At 68.0% G+C, this 15,012-nt stretch carries 11 protein-coding genes; 8 read left to right on the top strand and 3 right to left on the bottom strand.

Annotated elements, in window-relative coordinates; translation table 11 throughout:
• Nucleotides 1–7 precede the first annotated feature (7 nt).
• On the bottom strand, nt 8–1,639 hold the full coding sequence (locus HT136_RS05995) for a DUF5597 domain-containing protein (protein WP_214198659.1): 1,632 nt from the start codon (nt 1,637–1,639) through the stop codon (nt 8–10).
• A complete protein-coding gene (locus HT136_RS05990; protein WP_246543395.1) occupies nt 1,636–3,912 on the bottom strand; it encodes a beta propeller repeat protein in 2,277 nt (758 codons plus the stop codon). The genes HT136_RS05995 and HT136_RS05990 overlap by 4 nt, the downstream gene beginning before the upstream one ends.
• A 117-nt stretch (nt 3,913–4,029) precedes the next feature.
• Here HT136_RS05990 and HT136_RS05985 point away from each other — a divergent pair, with 117 nt between their 5' ends.
• The 5 genes from HT136_RS05985 to HT136_RS05965 all read left to right on the top strand — a co-directional run bounded on the left by HT136_RS05985 (nt 4,030) and on the right by HT136_RS05965 (nt 9,211).
• Entirely contained in the window at nt 4,030–5,151 is a 1,122-nt protein-coding gene (locus HT136_RS05985; RefSeq protein WP_214198658.1) for a fumarylacetoacetate hydrolase family protein, read from the top strand.
• Between the two features lie 23 nt (nt 5,152–5,174).
• The gene (xylB, locus tag HT136_RS05980; protein WP_214198657.1) at nt 5,175–5,960 is read left to right on the top strand and encodes a D-xylose 1-dehydrogenase; all 786 of its coding nucleotides are present in this window, start codon (nt 5,175–5,177) and stop codon (nt 5,958–5,960) included.
• Between the two features lie 39 nt (nt 5,961–5,999).
• Nucleotides 6,000–6,872 (top strand): SMP-30/gluconolactonase/LRE family protein, encoded by an 873-nt coding sequence (locus HT136_RS05975; protein ID WP_214198656.1) that lies wholly within the window; start codon nt 6,000–6,002, stop codon nt 6,870–6,872.
• An 84-nt stretch (nt 6,873–6,956) separates the two neighbouring features.
• A complete protein-coding gene (locus HT136_RS05970) occupies nt 6,957–8,375 on the top strand; it encodes a sugar porter family MFS transporter (RefSeq protein ID WP_214198798.1) in 1,419 nt (472 codons plus the stop codon).
• Nucleotides 8,372–9,211 (top strand): aldose 1-epimerase, encoded by an 840-nt coding sequence (locus HT136_RS05965; protein WP_214198655.1) that lies wholly within the window; start codon nt 8,372–8,374, stop codon nt 9,209–9,211. The genes HT136_RS05970 and HT136_RS05965 overlap by 4 nt, the downstream gene beginning before the upstream one ends.
• Before the next feature lie 100 nt (nt 9,212–9,311).
• On the opposite strand, the gene HT136_RS05960 is transcribed toward HT136_RS05965, so the two are convergent.
• Nucleotides 9,312–10,406, bottom strand: coding sequence for a LacI family DNA-binding transcriptional regulator (locus HT136_RS05960; RefSeq protein WP_214198654.1), 1,095 nt, complete (start codon nt 10,404–10,406; stop codon nt 9,312–9,314).
• A gap of 126 nt (nt 10,407–10,532) precedes the next feature.
• On the opposite strand from HT136_RS05960, the gene HT136_RS05955 reads away from it, so the two are divergent.
• Genes HT136_RS05955 through HT136_RS05945 form a run of 3 tightly spaced genes read left to right on the top strand, consistent with a single transcriptional unit; the run spans nt 10,533 to nt 14,783 of the window.
• Nucleotides 10,533–12,980 (top strand): glycoside hydrolase family 3 protein, encoded by a 2,448-nt coding sequence (locus HT136_RS05955; protein WP_214198653.1) that lies wholly within the window; start codon nt 10,533–10,535, stop codon nt 12,978–12,980.
• A 13-nt stretch (nt 12,981–12,993) separates the two neighbouring features.
• A complete protein-coding gene (locus tag HT136_RS05950) occupies nt 12,994–13,992 on the top strand; it encodes an alpha/beta hydrolase (protein ID WP_246543393.1) in 999 nt (332 codons plus the stop codon).
• Entirely contained in the window at nt 13,989–14,783 is a 795-nt protein-coding gene (locus HT136_RS05945) for a GDSL-type esterase/lipase family protein (protein ID WP_343222117.1), read from the top strand. Before HT136_RS05950 ends, HT136_RS05945 begins: the two co-directional genes overlap by 4 nt.
• The last annotated feature ends 229 nt before the right edge of the window (nt 14,784–15,012 follow it).

The raw sequence follows: 15,012 nt of genomic DNA, 5'->3' as shown, positions 1-15,012 counted from the left end.
GGCTCTCTTACTTCGATGAATAGAATCCGGTGGTGACCTTGAGCACCTGCCCCCGGTCGATGAGGTTGAGGCCGTAGTCGGTCTGGTCGCCGTTCCAGCGGCGCGTCATGACCCACTTTCCGTCCTTGAAGGTGCCTTCCTCGACCGCGACGATCACGCCGTTTGCGGCCCCATTGGCGGGGCTGAAATTCACGCGCACGTGATCGCCCATGACAAGGTATTCGGTGTCCGAGAGCTGCGCGACGGCAACCCCGCCAACCGGCTCCTTGGCCCAGGCGGGCGGCTCCGATGGAAGCCAGGTCCAGTCCTTCTCGCCGAACTGCCACTGGCCCCAGTCCGCACTGATCTTCCACTTGCCCAGCACCGTCTCGCGCACCGCGCCGTCGTCGGGCTTCGCCGCGCCCCAGGTCGGGCGGGTATAGGCGATGCGCGCCCAGTCGCGTGCGATCGGCTCCAGCGTCGCATAGGGCAGCGCGAAGGCGGCCAAAGTCTTCACGTCGAGCTCGCGCGCGCCGAGCGGGTAGTTGAAGAAGCCCGTCGCATCCATGCCGAAGGGCGCAAAACCGATCCCGCCCTTGCCGATGGTGGACCAGAAGTAGCGCGCGAATTCCAGCGAATTGCCGATCTCGGGCACCATCAGCGCGTTGTCCGCACGCGCGTACTTGTCGAGATAGGCCTCGGCGTTGGCGCTTGCGCGGTCGTAGATGTCGGGCCCGGCGAAATCGATCGCGGGCGCAGCCGCCTTCCAGATGTCGAGCACGTCCCACTGCGGGCCGCCGCTGGCAACGCCGGTCGGGTCGGGCACGTTCGAGGGCCCCGCGAGCGAGGCGTTGACGTACATCGGCAGGTTCTTCACTGCCTTGCCCGCCTTGGCCACCTCGTTCACGAAGCTGGCCACGTACCAGGTCTGGAACGCGCGCGGGGCCTGCTTGCCGTAAGCCTGCTCCCAGGTGCCCGACTTGCCGGTCTTCTTCGCCAGCGCCGATGGAATGGCCTGCGCGAAAAGGGCATTGGCCTTGGCCGAGTAGTCGCGCGGCACGCGGTAGGAGCCGGTCTCGTTTTCGGGCTGGACCATGATCACGGTGTTCTCGCGGTCATGGTCGCGCAAATATTCCATCACCTTGACGAAGGCCTTGCGGTCCGCATCGAGCGTGTTTTGCGACAGCGGGGTCAGCACGTAGTGGTCCGAGCCGTCGGGCGCCTTCATCCGGGGAAAGCGCGCGTTGTCGAGCTTCACCCAGGCGGGCGTGTAGCTGGGGCTGGTGTTCTTCCAGGTGCCGAACCAGAGCAGCACCAGGCGCGTGTCGTGCGCGCGGGCCTGATCGAGCAAGGTCTGGAGATAGGAGAAGTCGAACTGGCCCTCGACCGGTTCGACCTGCTCCCAGGCGATGGGAATTTCCAGCGTGTTGGCGTGCATCGTCTCGAGCACCGGCCAGACATCGCGCAGCATCTGCGGGTAGTTGCTCGAATTGTTCGCCTGTGCGCCCAGCATCAGGAACGGCGCGCCATCGACGATCAGCGCGTGGCGACCGCCCTTGCTTTCGAGCCGCGGCAGATCGCCCGTCGCACCTTGCGCGGGCATCGCCAGTGCGGCCGTGGCCAGAATCGCCAGCGGCGCCATGAATCCCTTCACCCTCATTCGTCCCTCTCTCCCGTGCCGGTTTGCGGGTCGCCATAGACGATCCCCCGGCCATCGGTTCCGATATAGACCCGCCCGAACTGGCGCGGGTCCCCTGAAATCACGCGGATGCGCAGGCCCCATTGGTGCGCATCGTCATTGATGCGTTGCCACGAGGCGCCGCCGTCGAGCGAACGCCAGATCGCCCGCAGGCCCTGCTTCGTGCCCAGCGCGTATAGCGCAGGTACGTCGGCCCCGTCCGCGCCCTTGCCCAGGCCATAGCGTTCGATCCTGAGACCCTGCCCGGTGCGCGTCCAGCTCTCGCCCAAGTCGTTGGAATACCACAAGTCACCGCCCAGGTTGAGCCAGAGATGCCCCGCCCGGCCGGGATCGGCCAGGATCGGCGCGGGGGCCTCGCGGTTGGTCGAGTGCGCGGCGGAAAGATCCGCGGGCAGCCCGCGTCCGCCGACGGGGGCGAAGTGCGCCCCGCCATCGTCGCTGCGCACGATGCGGCCCTTCGCGAAATCGATGGCGTAGAAACGGCGCGCGTCGCGCTTGTCGGCCGTCACCCGCACGCGCGAGGGCAGGCCTTCGATCGGGCTCCAGCGCGTGCCGTGATCGCGGCTCAGTTGCGGGACATCGGTCTCGACGAGGAAATTCGCGCCATCAGCCGAGACCGTGATCGCGGCGTTGCCGGTCTCCTCGGGCCGCGGCGATCCGTCGGCATGGGGCTTGCCCGCGGGCACATGGATCGGCTGCCAGTGCGCCGCGCCGTCGCGCGACCAGGCCAGCGAGGTATCGGGCACCGTGCGCGCATGGGTATTACCACTGCGCACCAGTATCTGCGGCGCCAGCCCCGCATAGTCGAGCGTGTTGGTGTTGGAGAGGAACGGGTTCACGTGCTGGGCCGTAGGCGAGACGCCGAAATCGTCGTGGCGGAAGCCCCCGATGTCGCCGAAGCCCGAAATCAGGTGCGCGCCGCCGGTCGGGCTGACCAGGGTGATGATCGCGGTCTGCTCGATACCCTTGGTCCAGGGAGCCCAGTGCAGCGTGCCGCCCTGCTTCAACTCGTTCGTCGCATAGACCGTCGCGCCGGTCACATAGGCCGCGTGGCCCGCATCGAAGGGATCGATCGCAAGCCCGGCGATCCAGTGCCCGAAGTTCGCCTTGGCGCCGAAATCGAGGAAGGGCGTGGCCGAGACATCGCGCACCGAACGCGTCCACAGTTCGTCCCAGTGCGCCCCTGCGTCGTGGCTGAGCCAGACGGTATCGACCGGATCGCCCCTGTCGACGGTGCTGACCGCGATGGTCTCGGGGTCCTGCGCCGAAACGGCGACGCCCATGTAGCCGCCCACCGGCGCATTCGCCCCCTTGAGCGGGGTGACCTCGGACCAGGCCTCGCGCGCCGGATCGTAGCGCCAGACCGCGCCGCGGGTGATGCCGTTGGGGCCGATCGCGTCGCACAAGGTCACGGTCAGCACGTGGTCGGCGCCGACGACGGCCTTGACCGCGAGGAGGTCGCCGGACGGGCCGCCCGCGACGGCGTGCCAGTTCGCGCCCCCATCGTCCGAACGGAACAGGCGGGCGCCCCCCGGATCGGCACTGCCGACGAAGACACGGCCCTTCACCTGGGGATCGAAGACCACGAAGGAGAGGCCGCCGTGCGTCGCGCGCGGCGCTTTCGGAAGCCCCAGGCCCGCGCGCGGGAACGTTACCACCTGCTCCCAGCTCGCCCCGGCGTCCACGCTTTGCCAGAGCCCCTGGTGGCGCGAGCCAAAGAACAGGCGCTGGTGGTCGAAAGGGTCGATCGCCAGCCGCTCGCCAAGCCCGCGGCCATCCTCGTTGCCGCCCATCGCGAAAGGCACCGGCGTCGTGCGCCAGCTCCGACCGTAGTCGGTGGAGCGCAGGATTGCCGCCGGAGCCGACCAGCCCATGCCCGCCGCAAGGTAGACCGTGCCAGCGTCGACGGGATCGGCCGCAAGGCTCTCGATACCCATGTAGCTGCCTTGCGAAACGCCGTCGGTCAGCGGTTCCCAGCGCTGCGCGCGCGCGTCCCAGCGATAGGCGCCGCCCATGTCGCTGCGCAGGTAGGCAAGCCCCTGCTCGACGGTGCTGAAGATCACGCCGGGGGTGAAACCGCCCCCGCCCACGCGCACGCCGTGCCAGGCGTAGGCTACTGATTCGAAACTGGAGGAAGGGGCCTCCGGCGCGGCAAATGCAAGCGTCGCCACGCCCAGCCCCAGTGTGGATGTGAGCGCACAAATCGCCGCTTGCCGTGCCTTTGCCAAGGCCATGCCTCGCCCCGTCCTCCTCACGACCGAACCTGTCCGTCGGCCTATCCCAAAGTCGCGTCTTGACGCTTTCGACGTTGTCATAGATAACGCTAACACCTGCGGAGGGGAATAGCACTGATGAAAAATATACCGGCCTCGAACAGGGGCCTGCCCGAAGACTGGCGCGACGGCACGTTCGTCGGCCGGATCGAGACCGCCGAGGGCCCGACGCCCGTACTGATTCGCGCTGGCTCGGTTTTCGACATGTCGCACCTCGCGCCCACCGTTGCCGACCTGATCGCGCAGGGCCTGCGCGAGGGCGGCGTGGAACTGGGCGGCCTCGAGGTTCTCGACCGCGCCAGCCTGCTCAGCCCGATCGACCTGCAGTGCGTGAAGGCCTGCGGCGTGACGTTCGCCGTCTCCGCACTCGAGCGCGTAATCGAGGAGCGCGCGCGCGGTGACTACACGCTGGCGCAGGAACTGCGCGGCAAGATCGAGGAGGCGCTCGGCGGTTCGGTGCGCAGCACCGTTCCCGGCTCGCCCGAAGCCGAGGCGCTCAAGCAGACCCTCATCGCCGAAGGCCTGTGGTCGCAGTACCTCGAAGTGGCGATCGGTCCCGACGCCGAAGTCTTCACCAAGTGCCCGGTCCTGGCCACCGTGGGCCAGGACGCCGAGATCGGCGTGCGCTCGGATTCGGGTTGGAACAATCCCGAGCCCGAGATCGTCATGGTCGCCGGGCCCGACGGCAAGGCGGTCGGCGCGACGCTCGGCAACGACGTCAACTTGCGCGACTTCGAGGGCCGCTCGGCGCTGCTCCTGGGCAAGGCCAAGGACAACAACGCGAGCTGCTCGATCGGCCCGTTCATCCGCCTTTTCGACGAAGGCTACACGATCGAGGACGTGCGCACCGCCGACGTCGCGCTCACCATCGAGGGCACCGACGGCTACGTCCTCGAGGGTCACTCGACGATGCGCGAGATCAGCCGCGACCCCGAGGACCTGCTGCGCCAGGCGATGAGTGAGCACCAGTACCCCGACGGCCTCGTACTGTTCTGCGGCACGCTCTTCGCACCGACCCAGGACCGCGACGAGCCCGGCAAGGGCTTTACCCACAAGGTCGGTGACACCGTCACCATCTCCAGCGAACGCCTCGGCACGCTGACCAACACGGTCACGACTTCCGCCAAGGCCCCGGCCTGGACTTTCGGTCTCTCCGACCTCTTCCGCAATCTCGCCCAGCGCGGGCTTCTTTCCAAGTAATGCATTCAGGCGAACACGATACGATGCTGAGCAAGCCTTCCAACGGTGGTGTCAACGCCATCTACCCCGACCTTCAGGACAAGAAGGTCATCATCTCGGGCGGCGCCAGCGGGATTGGCGAGGGCCTGGTCAAGGCCTTCGTCGCGCAAGGTGCCCAGGTCGCCTTCGTCGACATCCTCGAGGAAGCCGGTGCGGCGCTCGCCAGCGAGCTTTCGCCCGGCGCGCGCCATGCCCCGCTGTTCACCCGCCTCGACCTGACCAACGTCGATGCACTCAAGCCCGGGGTCGAGTCCCTCGTCGCGCAGCTGGGCGGCGTGGACGTGCTGATCAACAACGCGGCCAACGACGATCGCCACGCGATCGCCGACGTCACGCCCGCGTTCTGGGAAGAGCGCATGAACGTTAACTTGCGCCACCAGTTCTTCGCAGCCCAGGCGGTGATCCCCGCGATGAAGGCCGCCGGCGGCGGCGCGATCATCAACTTCGGCTCGATCTCCTGGCACCTGGGCCTCTCCGACCTGGTGCTCTACCAGACCGCCAAGGCGGCCATCTCGGGCCTGACGCGCAGCCTCGCGCGCGACCTCGGGCGCGACAACATCCGCGTCAACACGGTGGTCCCGGGCAATGTCCAGACCCCGCGCCAGGAAAAATGGTACACCCCCGAAGGCGAGGCCGAGATCGTCGCCGCGCAGTGCCTTTCGGGCCGTATCCAGCCATCGGACGTTGCCGCGCTCGTCCTCTTCCTAAGCTCGCAAGGCGCCCGTATGTGTACCGGCCACGACTACTGGATCGACGCCGGCTGGCGTTGATCCCCAAGGTCAACACGAACGAGACGAGGGAAGAGAGAGATGCAGGCTGACCATTATCTGACGATCGGGGCGCAGCTGGGCGAGGGCCCTGCGTGGATCGACGAGGCCCTGTGGTTCGTCGACATCAAGAGCAACACCATCTTCCGGGTCGACACCGGGACCGGCACGGCGCAGCGCTGGTCCACTCCCGAGCACGTCGGCTGGGTCCTGCCGAGCGCGACGCACGGGCTGATCGCCGGGCTCCAGTCGGGCCCGCACCGCTTCGACCCCGCCGACGGCAGCCTGACCCGCATCGCGCAAGTCCACACCGACCTGCCCGACAACCGCCTCAACGACGCCGCGATCGACGGTGAAGGCCGCATCTGGTTCGGCTCGATGGACAACCTCGAGGAAAGCGCGAGCGGCGTCGTCTTCGTGCTCGACAAGGGCTCCGTGCGCCAGTCCGCGATTCCCCCGATCACGATCACCAACGGCCCGGCGATCTCGCCCTGCGGCCAGTACCTCTACCACGTCGACACGCTCGGCCGGCAGGTGATCCGCCACGAGATCGCCAGCGACGGGACTTGCGACAGCGGCACCCTGTTCCTTGACTTCGACACCCCCGAACGCGCCGACTGGGGCCACCCGGACGGCGCAATCTGCGACGCCGAGGGCGGCATCTGGCAGGGCTTCTTCGGCGGCGCGGCGGCGCGCCGCTTCGCGCCCGACGGCACACTCACCGACGAGGTGTTCTTCCCGGTTAGCAACATCACCAAGATCGCGCTCGGCGGACCCGACGGGTGCACCGCCTATGCCACCACCGCGCGTCAGGGCCTGAGCGAGGACGAACTTGCCACCCAGCCCATGGCCGGCGATCTCTTCACCTTCCGCGTGAAGGTGCCCGCTGCGCCGCCACGGCGCGCCAACACGTAAATTCACAGCCGGTCGGCAAATTCGCGCCACACAAGACGCACCGACCGCACGGGAAAGGACACGACTGAAATGCACAGGCCAGCAATGGACGGGCCGAATGGGGACAAGCTCGCGATCAACACGCGGCTGGTCGCGCTGGTGGTGGCCGTCGCCACCATCGGCGGCTTCATGTTCGGCTACGATTCGGGGGTCATCAACGGCACCCAGAACGGGCTCGAAGCCGCCTTCCAGCTGGGTCGCTTCGGCATCGGCATCAACGTCGGCGCGATCCTCGTGGGCTCCTCGTTCGGCGCCTTCATCGCCGGGCGCCTGTCCGACCGGATCGGGCGGCGCGGCACGATGATGCTGGCCGCCGTGCTGTTCTTCGGCTCGGCCTTGCTCGCCGGCGCGGCCGGCTCCTCCGCCGTGTTCATCTTCGCGCGCATCATCGGGGGCCTGGGCGTGGGCGCCGCCAGCGTCACCTCACCGGTCTACATCTCCGAGATGACGCCAGCCGAAGTGCGCGGGCGCCTGTCGAGCGTGCAGCAGGTCATGATCATCACCGGCCTCACCGGCGCCTTTCTCGCCAACTTCGTGCTCGCGCGCTGGGCCGGCGGCTCGACTGCGACGCTGTGGCTGGGCTTTGCCGCGTGGCGCTGGATGTTCTGGCTCCAGGCGATCCCCGCGCTGATCTACTTCCTCGCTCTGCTCGGCATTCCCGAAAGCCCGCGTTATCTGGTCGCGCGTGGCCGCAAGGACGAGGCGCAGGACGTTCTCACCCGCCTGTTCGGCGCCGCGACGGCCGCGCGCAAGGTGGGCGAGATCGAAGCCTCTCTCGCTGCCGACCATCACCGTCCCAAGCTTTCCGACCTCGTCGACAAGACCACCGGCAAGATCCGTCCGATCCTGTGGGTGGGCATCGGCATCGCGATCTTCCAGCAGCTGGTGGGCATCAACGTGGTGTTCTACTACGGCGCCACGCTGTGGCAGGCGGTCGGCTTCACCGAGGACTTCGCGCTCCAGATCAACATCATCTCGGGCGCGCTCTCGATCGGCGCCTGCCTCGTCGCGATCGCGCTTATCGACCGCATTGGGCGCAAGCCGCTGCTGCTGATCGGCTCGGCGGGCATGACCGTGACGCTTGCCCTCGTCGCCTGGGCGTTCTCGACCGCGGTGACCGGAGCGGACGGCAGCCTCGTCCTGCCCGGCCATTTCGGCCTCGTCGCGCTCGTCTCGGCCAACCTCTATACCGTGTTCTTCAATGTGAGCTGGGGCCCGGTCATGTGGGTCATGCTGGGCGAAATGTTCCCCAACCAGATCCGCGGTTCGGCGCTGGCGGTCTCGGGCTTCGCGCAGTGGATCGCCAACGCGGCGATCTCGGTGAGCTTCCCGACGTTGGCGGTCACGCCCGGACTTTCGATCACTTACGTGCTCTATGCCCTGGCCGCCTTTGTCTCGTTCTTCTTCGTGCGCGCGACCGTGACCGAGACGCGCGGGCGCGAGCTGGAGGACATGGAAGGATGAGGATCGCGAGCGGGGACTGGGCGCTCACCCTCGATCCGGTGCACGGCGGCCTGGTCCGCAGCGTCACGCGGGGTGGCGCGGACGTGCTGCGCGCCATGCCCGAGGGCAGCACCGAGCCGCTCGAAAGCGCCTGCTTCCCGCTCGCCCCTTACGTCAACCGGATCGCCCACGGGCGTTTCACCTGGCAGGGCGAGGCGCATGCCCTCGCCCCCAACCATCCGGCCATCGCGCACCCGATCCACGGCACCGCCTGGCTCGGCGACTGGCAGGTGCGCGCGCAGCGCGAAGACGCGGTAACGCTCGTCCACGCCCACGAACGCGATGCAGGCTGGGACTGGTCCTTCACGCTCGAGCAGGTGCTGGAGCTGAGCCCCCAAGGCCTCACCGCGCGCCTCACGCTCAGCAACACCGATACCCGCGCCATGCCTGCAGGGCTTGGCTTCCACCCCTGGTTCGCGCGCGCGAAAGTGACTGCCCTCGAATTCCAGGCCCGCAGCGTCTGGCTCGCCGACGCGGACATGCTGCCCACGCACGAAGCCACGCCCGATGCGCTGGGCGACTGGCGCACGCCCGCGACGCTCGAGCGCCCCCACCTCGTCGACAATTGCTACACCGGCTGGAATGGCGCGCTGCGGATCGGCCGGGAGGACGGCGATCTCCTTCTCGAAAGCGAAGGCACGCGCTTCCTCCACCTCTTCGTGCCGCAGGGCGCGGACTTCTTCTGCGCCGAGCCGCAGACGACGATGCCCGATGCGGTCAATCACATGGGGCCTGAACCGCAGGCGCTCGCGCCGGGGCAGACGATTTCGCTGGAAATGGTGATCCGCTCGGCGTGAAGTCCGACGGGGCCCCGCGCGGCATGACGCGTCGGGCCGCAATGCCCGCAAAGGTATCGGGAACTCGAGGGGCCCTGCCCCTCGAAACCCCTTCCCTTCCTCAGGCCGTCGCCGGCACCCGTGTCGCGGGACGCCGGCGCGGCGCGGCGTCGGACTGGCGGCGCACGAGGCGGTAGTCGACGAGCACGCGCTGCCCCCCGATCTCGGCGATGCGCTTGGTGCGCAGCAAGGTCACCAGGATTTCCACCGCCTGCCGGCTCATCGCCGCGATCGGCTGGTGGATGGTGGTCAGCTCGGGCCAGATCGTCGTCGCCATCGCCACGTCGTCGAACCCGCAGACGGTAAGATCGCCCGGCACGTCGAGCCCGCGCCGATGCGCTACTGCGACGGCGGCAGCGGCCATGTCGTCGTTGCTCGCGAAGATCGCGCTCGGCGGGTTCTCCAGCGAAAGCAGCTCCTCGGCCGCATCGAGCCCCGAACGGTAGGTGAAGAACCCCTGCGCGACGAGGGCCTCGTCATACCTGTAGCCCGCGTCCAGCAATCCCTGCCGGTAACCCGCGAGACGCTCGGCGCTCGCCGAAAGGTCGGGATGGCCGACGATGAAACCGATCCGCTCATGCCCCAGGCCCGCCAGGTGCGTGGTCATCTCGCGCGCGGCGCTGGCATCGTCGATCGCGATCGTGGCGATGCCCTGCGGCTCCATCGGCGTGGCCACCGCGACGGTGGGCACGTCGGCCTTGGCGAGCATGTCGAGCACTTCGGCCGCCTCGCAGATCGGCGGCGGAAGAATCACCCCGTCGATCCCGCCCGCGAGCATGCGCTCGACCGCCGCACCGAGCGCCTCGCCCTCCTCCACCTTCTGGATCACGATCTGCACGTCGAGCCGCCCCGCCTCCTCGAGCGAGCCGACGATGAAGGCCGACAGGAACGCCTCGGACGGGTTCGAATAGAGCAGCCCGACGCGGATCTGCGAGGCCCCGGCCAGGCTGCGCGCGGCGCGGTTGGGCGCGTAATTGAGCTTGGCAATCGCCTCGTTCACGGCATCGCGGGTAGATTGCCGCACTTTGGGTTCGGCGTTGATGACGCGCGATACGGTCATCATCGAGACTCCTGCCATCGCCGCGACATCCGCGATCGTTGGGGCTCCGGTCTGGCGGGATTTGGAGGTTCGCCGTTTGCGCTCACTATCTGACATGCGATAAGTCTAGCAGGACTTCGCAAAAGGCATAGACATGCCAAAAAATTCACCCTTGCGGAAAATGGTAGCGCAATCATTTTTCCTTCCCTAGGATCGCGCCAGACAAATCAGGACGAGGATGACATGAGGCGTTTCCACCGCATCGCGCAAGGACTTGCGCTCGGTTCGTGTGCCGTGCTGGCACTGGCCCAGCCGACCCTGGCCAAACCCGAGGCAGCCAAGGCCCCCGCTGCAACGCCGGTCCATCCGGACAAGTGGCCCGCCGCGAAGAGCCCCGACTTCATCGATCCTGCGATCGAGGCCAGGATCACCGACCTTCTCGCCCGCATGACACTGCGCGAAAAGGTGGGCCAGATGATCCAGGCGGACACCGCCGCGATCACGCCCGAGGACTTGCGCGAATACCCGCTCGGCTCGATTCTCGCGGGCGGCAACTCGCCCCCGATCGGCGCGCCCGACCGTTCCAACGCCCAGCCCTGGATCGCCACCAGCGAGGCCTTCAACGCGGTCGCGATGGAACAGCGTAAGGGCCACGTCGCGATCCCGATCATCTTCGGCATCGATGCCGTCCACGGCAACAGCAACGTGGTGGGCGCCACGCTCTTCCCGCACAACAGCGGCCTTGGCGCGATGCACGACCCCGCGCTGATGCGCGAGATCGGCCGCGCCACCGCCGCCGAAACCGCCGCCTCGGGCATCCACTGGGCCTTCGGGCCGACCCTGGCCGTACCCCAGGACGGACGCTGGGGCCGCGCCTACGAAGGCTATTCGGAAGATCCCGCAGTTGTCGCCGCCTACGCAGGACCGATGGTGGAGGGCCTGCAGGGCGCGCCCGGCACCGCCAACACCGTCCAGACCGGCCACGTCTCGGCGAGCGTCAAGCACTTCCTCGGCGATGGCGGCACCACCGACGGCATCGACCAGGGCGACACGCGCGTCGACGAGGACACCCTCATCGCCGTCCACGACGCGGGTTACCCCGCCGCCGTCGACGCCGGCACGATGACCGTGATGGCCTCGTTCTCGAGTTGGAACGGCATCAAGATGCACGGCAACAAGGCGCTGCTGACCGACGTCCTGAAGGGCCGCATGGGCTTTGACGGCTTCGTCGTGGGCGACTGGAACGGCCACGGCCAGATCCCGGGCTGCACCAACACCGATTGCCCCGCCACCTTCAACGCCGGGCTCGACATGGCGATGGCACCCGACAGCTGGAAGGGCTTGTTCGAGGCGACCCTGCGCGAGGCGAAGAACGGCACCATCCCCAAGGCCCGCATCGACGATGCGGTGCGCCGCATCCTGCGCGTCAAGTTCAAGCTCGGCCTGTTCGATCCCGCCCGCCCCTACGAGGCGCAGTGGCAGAAGGTCATGGGTGCTCCCGAGCACCGCGCGATCGCCCGCCAGGCCGTGCGCGAGAGCCTCGTCCTCCTCAAGAATGAGGGCGTGCTGCCGATCAAGACGAGCGCGAAGGTGCTCGTCGCCGGGCAGGCGGCCGACGACATCGGCCGCCAGTCGGGCGGCTGGACGCTCTCCTGGCAGGGCGATGGCAACACCAACGCCGACTTCCCCGGCGCAACCTCGATCTTTGCGGGGATTCGCGACGCCTTGAAAGCCGGTGGGGGCACGGCGACCCTCTCGGTCGACGGCAGCTTTACCGCCAAGCCCGATGTCGCGGTTGTCGTCTTTGGCGAAGAGCCTTACGCCGAACTGCGCGGCGACGTGCGTACGCTCGAATTCCAGCCGGGCGACAAGCAGGCGCTCGCACTGCTCAAGAAGCTGAAGGCGCAAGGCATCCCCACCGTTTCGGTGTTCCTCTCGGGCCGCCCGCTCTGGGTCAACCCCGAGATGAACCAGTCCGATGCCTTCGTCGCGGCCTGGTATCCGGGCTCGGAAGGCGAAGGTATCGCCGACGTGCTGGTGGGCGGCAAGACCGACTTCCACGGCACGCTCGCGTTCAGCTGGCCCAAGACCGCCGCCCAGTTCCGCCTGAACAAGGGCGAACCCGGTTACGACCCGCTCTTCCCGCTCGGCTATGGCCTGACTTATGCCAAGGCGGGCCACGTGGGCGCTCTCGGCGAGGAACCCGGCATCGATGCCAGCGCCACCAACACCAGCCGCTTCATCACCAAGGGCATCCTCGACAAGCCCTTCACGCTCGAGACCGAAGCGGGCGTGAGCACGCGCCTCGTCGACAGCGCCGACCGCCAGGAGGGTGCCATCCGCCTCGACTGGACGTCGGCCGCCAAGGCCCGGATCAAGGGCCCCAACCTCTCGCTCGAGCGCGAGGCCAACGCCGACATGAACGTGGAAGTGACCTATCGCCTCGACGCCGCGCCCAAGGGCCCGGTCACGCTGGCGCTGGGCTCGGGCGCGGTGCGCATCGATGGCGCGCTTGCCGAGGCGGGCACTTGGGCCAAGCTCAAGATCTCGCTCAAGTGCTTTGGCGATCATGGCACGTACCTGGGCGGCATTACCCCGCCCTTCACGCTGAGCGCGGCGGCGCCCTTCGCGGTGTCGATCTCGGACATGCAGATCGCCACCGATCCCGCCGGAACGGTCTGCCCGAAGTAAGGAGCCCCCGAACATGACCGCAACCACCTCCACCTCGCGCCGCGCACTTCTGGGCGGCATGGCCGCCGTCGGCCTCGCCGCCGCGGCCACCTCGCACAAGGCCCGGGCGATTTCGACCGGGCTCACCTATTCGGGCCCCTCGATCCCGCTTTGGCCGGGGAAGGCGCCCGGCGCTCCCGCCAAGTTGCCCGAACGCAAGGTCCAGCAGACCAGCAAGGACCCCGGCTTCGACGACCGCTGGCTGACCGGCATCGCCACCCCCAGCCTCGAGGTGCGCCAGCCCGCCTACCGCGACGGCTCGGCGGTGATCCTGCTGCCGGGCGGCGGCTACGGCTTCCTCGCCTGGGACAACGAGGGCGAGGAACAGGCGCGCTGGCTGACGGCGCGCGGCGTGACCTGCTTCATCCTTTCCTATCGCCTGCCCGATGAGGGCTGGGCCAAGCGTGGCCTGGTGCCGCTGCAGGACGCACAGCGCGCGATGCGCCTGGTGCGCTCACGCGCTGGCGAGTTCGGGATCGACCCCCAGCGCATTGCCGTGCTCGGCTTTTCCGCCGGTGGGCACCTGGGCGGCAGCATCGCCACCCGCTTCGACGAAAAGACCTACGCGCCGGTCGACAAGGCCGACGGCGTGTCCGCCCGCCCCGACCTGGCCGGACTCATCTACCCGGTGATCACGCTCAGCAAGCCCTTCACCCACGCCGGATCGCGCGACAACCTGCTGGGCGAAGGCGCGCCCGCCGCCGAGGCCGAATACGCCTCGGTCGAGAACCGCGTCACCGCCGACACCCCGCCCGTCTTCCTCACCGCCTCGAGCGACGACGGGCTGGTCCCGATCGGCAACAGCCTGGCGATGTACAACGCCATGCTCGAGAAGCAGCGCCCGGTCGAGTTCCACGGCTTCGATCGGGGCGGCCACGGCTTCGGCGCGCGCCTCAAGAGCGACACCCCCGCGCATGCCTGGCCCGACCTGTTCCACGCCTATGGCACGCGCCACGGAATCTTCTCGGCGTGAAGCGGCTCGCCTTCCTGCTCGCCGGCGCCATGCTGCTGACCGCAGCGGGCGAACCAGCCCACTACCAGTCGAGCCCCGAGCGCCGCACCGTCCACGACACGCGCGACTGGGGCCCCTGGGCGGGCCCGTTTCGCGACAAGCTCGTGCCCTCGATGATGCAGGATTTCGGCGAGCGCTATCTTTACGCCCCCGCCAACGCCGCGCTGCCACCGCCCGCCCCGAGCGAGAAGCGCGTGGTGTTCCTGGGCGATTCGATCACCGACTTGTGGGACCTGGCGCGCTACTTCCCCGGCAAGCCTTACGTGAACCGGGGTATCGGCAGCCAGGTCACCGCGCAGATGCTGGTGCGCTTCGAACAGGACGTCGTCGCGCTGAAGCCCAGCGCGGTGGTGATCCTGGGCGGGGTCAACGACGTCTCGGGCTTCCTCCAGGTCGAGAGCACCGAGGGCATCGTCGCCAACATCACCGCGATGGCGGACATCGCCGATCGCCACGGCATCGCGGTCGTGCTCTGTTCGATCCTGCCGGTTACCAACACCCCCGACGCCGACTACGTCGAGAAGGAGCGCCACCCGGAGCAGCTGCGCACGATCAACGAGCAGTTGCGCAAGCTCGCCAAGGCGCGTGGTTACGCCTTCGCCGACTACCAGAGCGCGATGCGCAACAGCGCCGGCCTGCTCCGCCCCGAACTGACCCGCGACGGCGTGCATCCCCTTCCCGCCGGCTATGCGGTGATGGCGCCGATCGTCACCTCGGCGATCGACGAAGCCCTGCAACATCACCGCGATTAGGGCGCGCAAGCGCGCCCTCTTGCCCGCAACAAAAGCATTGCGATCCGGTCACTTGACGCCAATGTGACGAAAATCGGCAACACATGTCGGACAAATGTTAGCGGTCTACATTTTGTGTTGCGCCCCTATTTCCGTGGTGATACTAGCCGCCCCTACGAGCAGTATGTTCAGACGTAAGGACGCCGTCCGGCTTACTGCATCGCAAAATGATAGCGCTACCCGATGGGTG

Origin of the sequence: Novosphingobium profundi (assembly GCF_018491765.1) — a bacterium.
GTDB lineage: Bacteria > Pseudomonadota > Alphaproteobacteria > Sphingomonadales > Sphingomonadaceae > Novosphingobium > Novosphingobium profundi.
This window is presented reverse-complemented; position numbering and strand designations above follow the sequence as displayed.

Bases quoted from the DNA above. Each gene is read 5' to 3' on its own strand.
- HT136_RS05995 (WP_214198659.1), bottom strand. From the start codon at position 1,639: ATGAGGGTGAAGGGATTCATGGCGCCGCTGGCGATTCTGGCCACGGCC.
- HT136_RS05990 (WP_246543395.1), bottom strand. From the start codon at position 3,912: ATGGCCTTGGCAAAGGCACGGCAAGCGGCGATTTGTGCGCTCACATCC.
- HT136_RS05985 (WP_214198658.1), top strand. From the start codon at position 4,030: ATGAAAAATATACCGGCCTCGAACAGGGGCCTGCCCGAAGACTGGCGC.
- xylB (WP_214198657.1), top strand. From the start codon at position 5,175: ATGCTGAGCAAGCCTTCCAACGGTGGTGTCAACGCCATCTACCCCGAC.
- HT136_RS05975 (WP_214198656.1), top strand. From the start codon at position 6,000: ATGCAGGCTGACCATTATCTGACGATCGGGGCGCAGCTGGGCGAGGGC.
- HT136_RS05970 (WP_214198798.1), top strand. From the start codon at position 6,957: ATGGACGGGCCGAATGGGGACAAGCTCGCGATCAACACGCGGCTGGTC.
- HT136_RS05965 (WP_214198655.1), top strand. From the start codon at position 8,372: ATGAGGATCGCGAGCGGGGACTGGGCGCTCACCCTCGATCCGGTGCAC.
- HT136_RS05960 (WP_214198654.1), bottom strand. From the start codon at position 10,406: ATGTCAGATAGTGAGCGCAAACGGCGAACCTCCAAATCCCGCCAGACC.
- HT136_RS05955 (WP_214198653.1), top strand. From the start codon at position 10,533: ATGAGGCGTTTCCACCGCATCGCGCAAGGACTTGCGCTCGGTTCGTGT.
- HT136_RS05950 (WP_246543393.1), top strand. From the start codon at position 12,994: ATGACCGCAACCACCTCCACCTCGCGCCGCGCACTTCTGGGCGGCATG.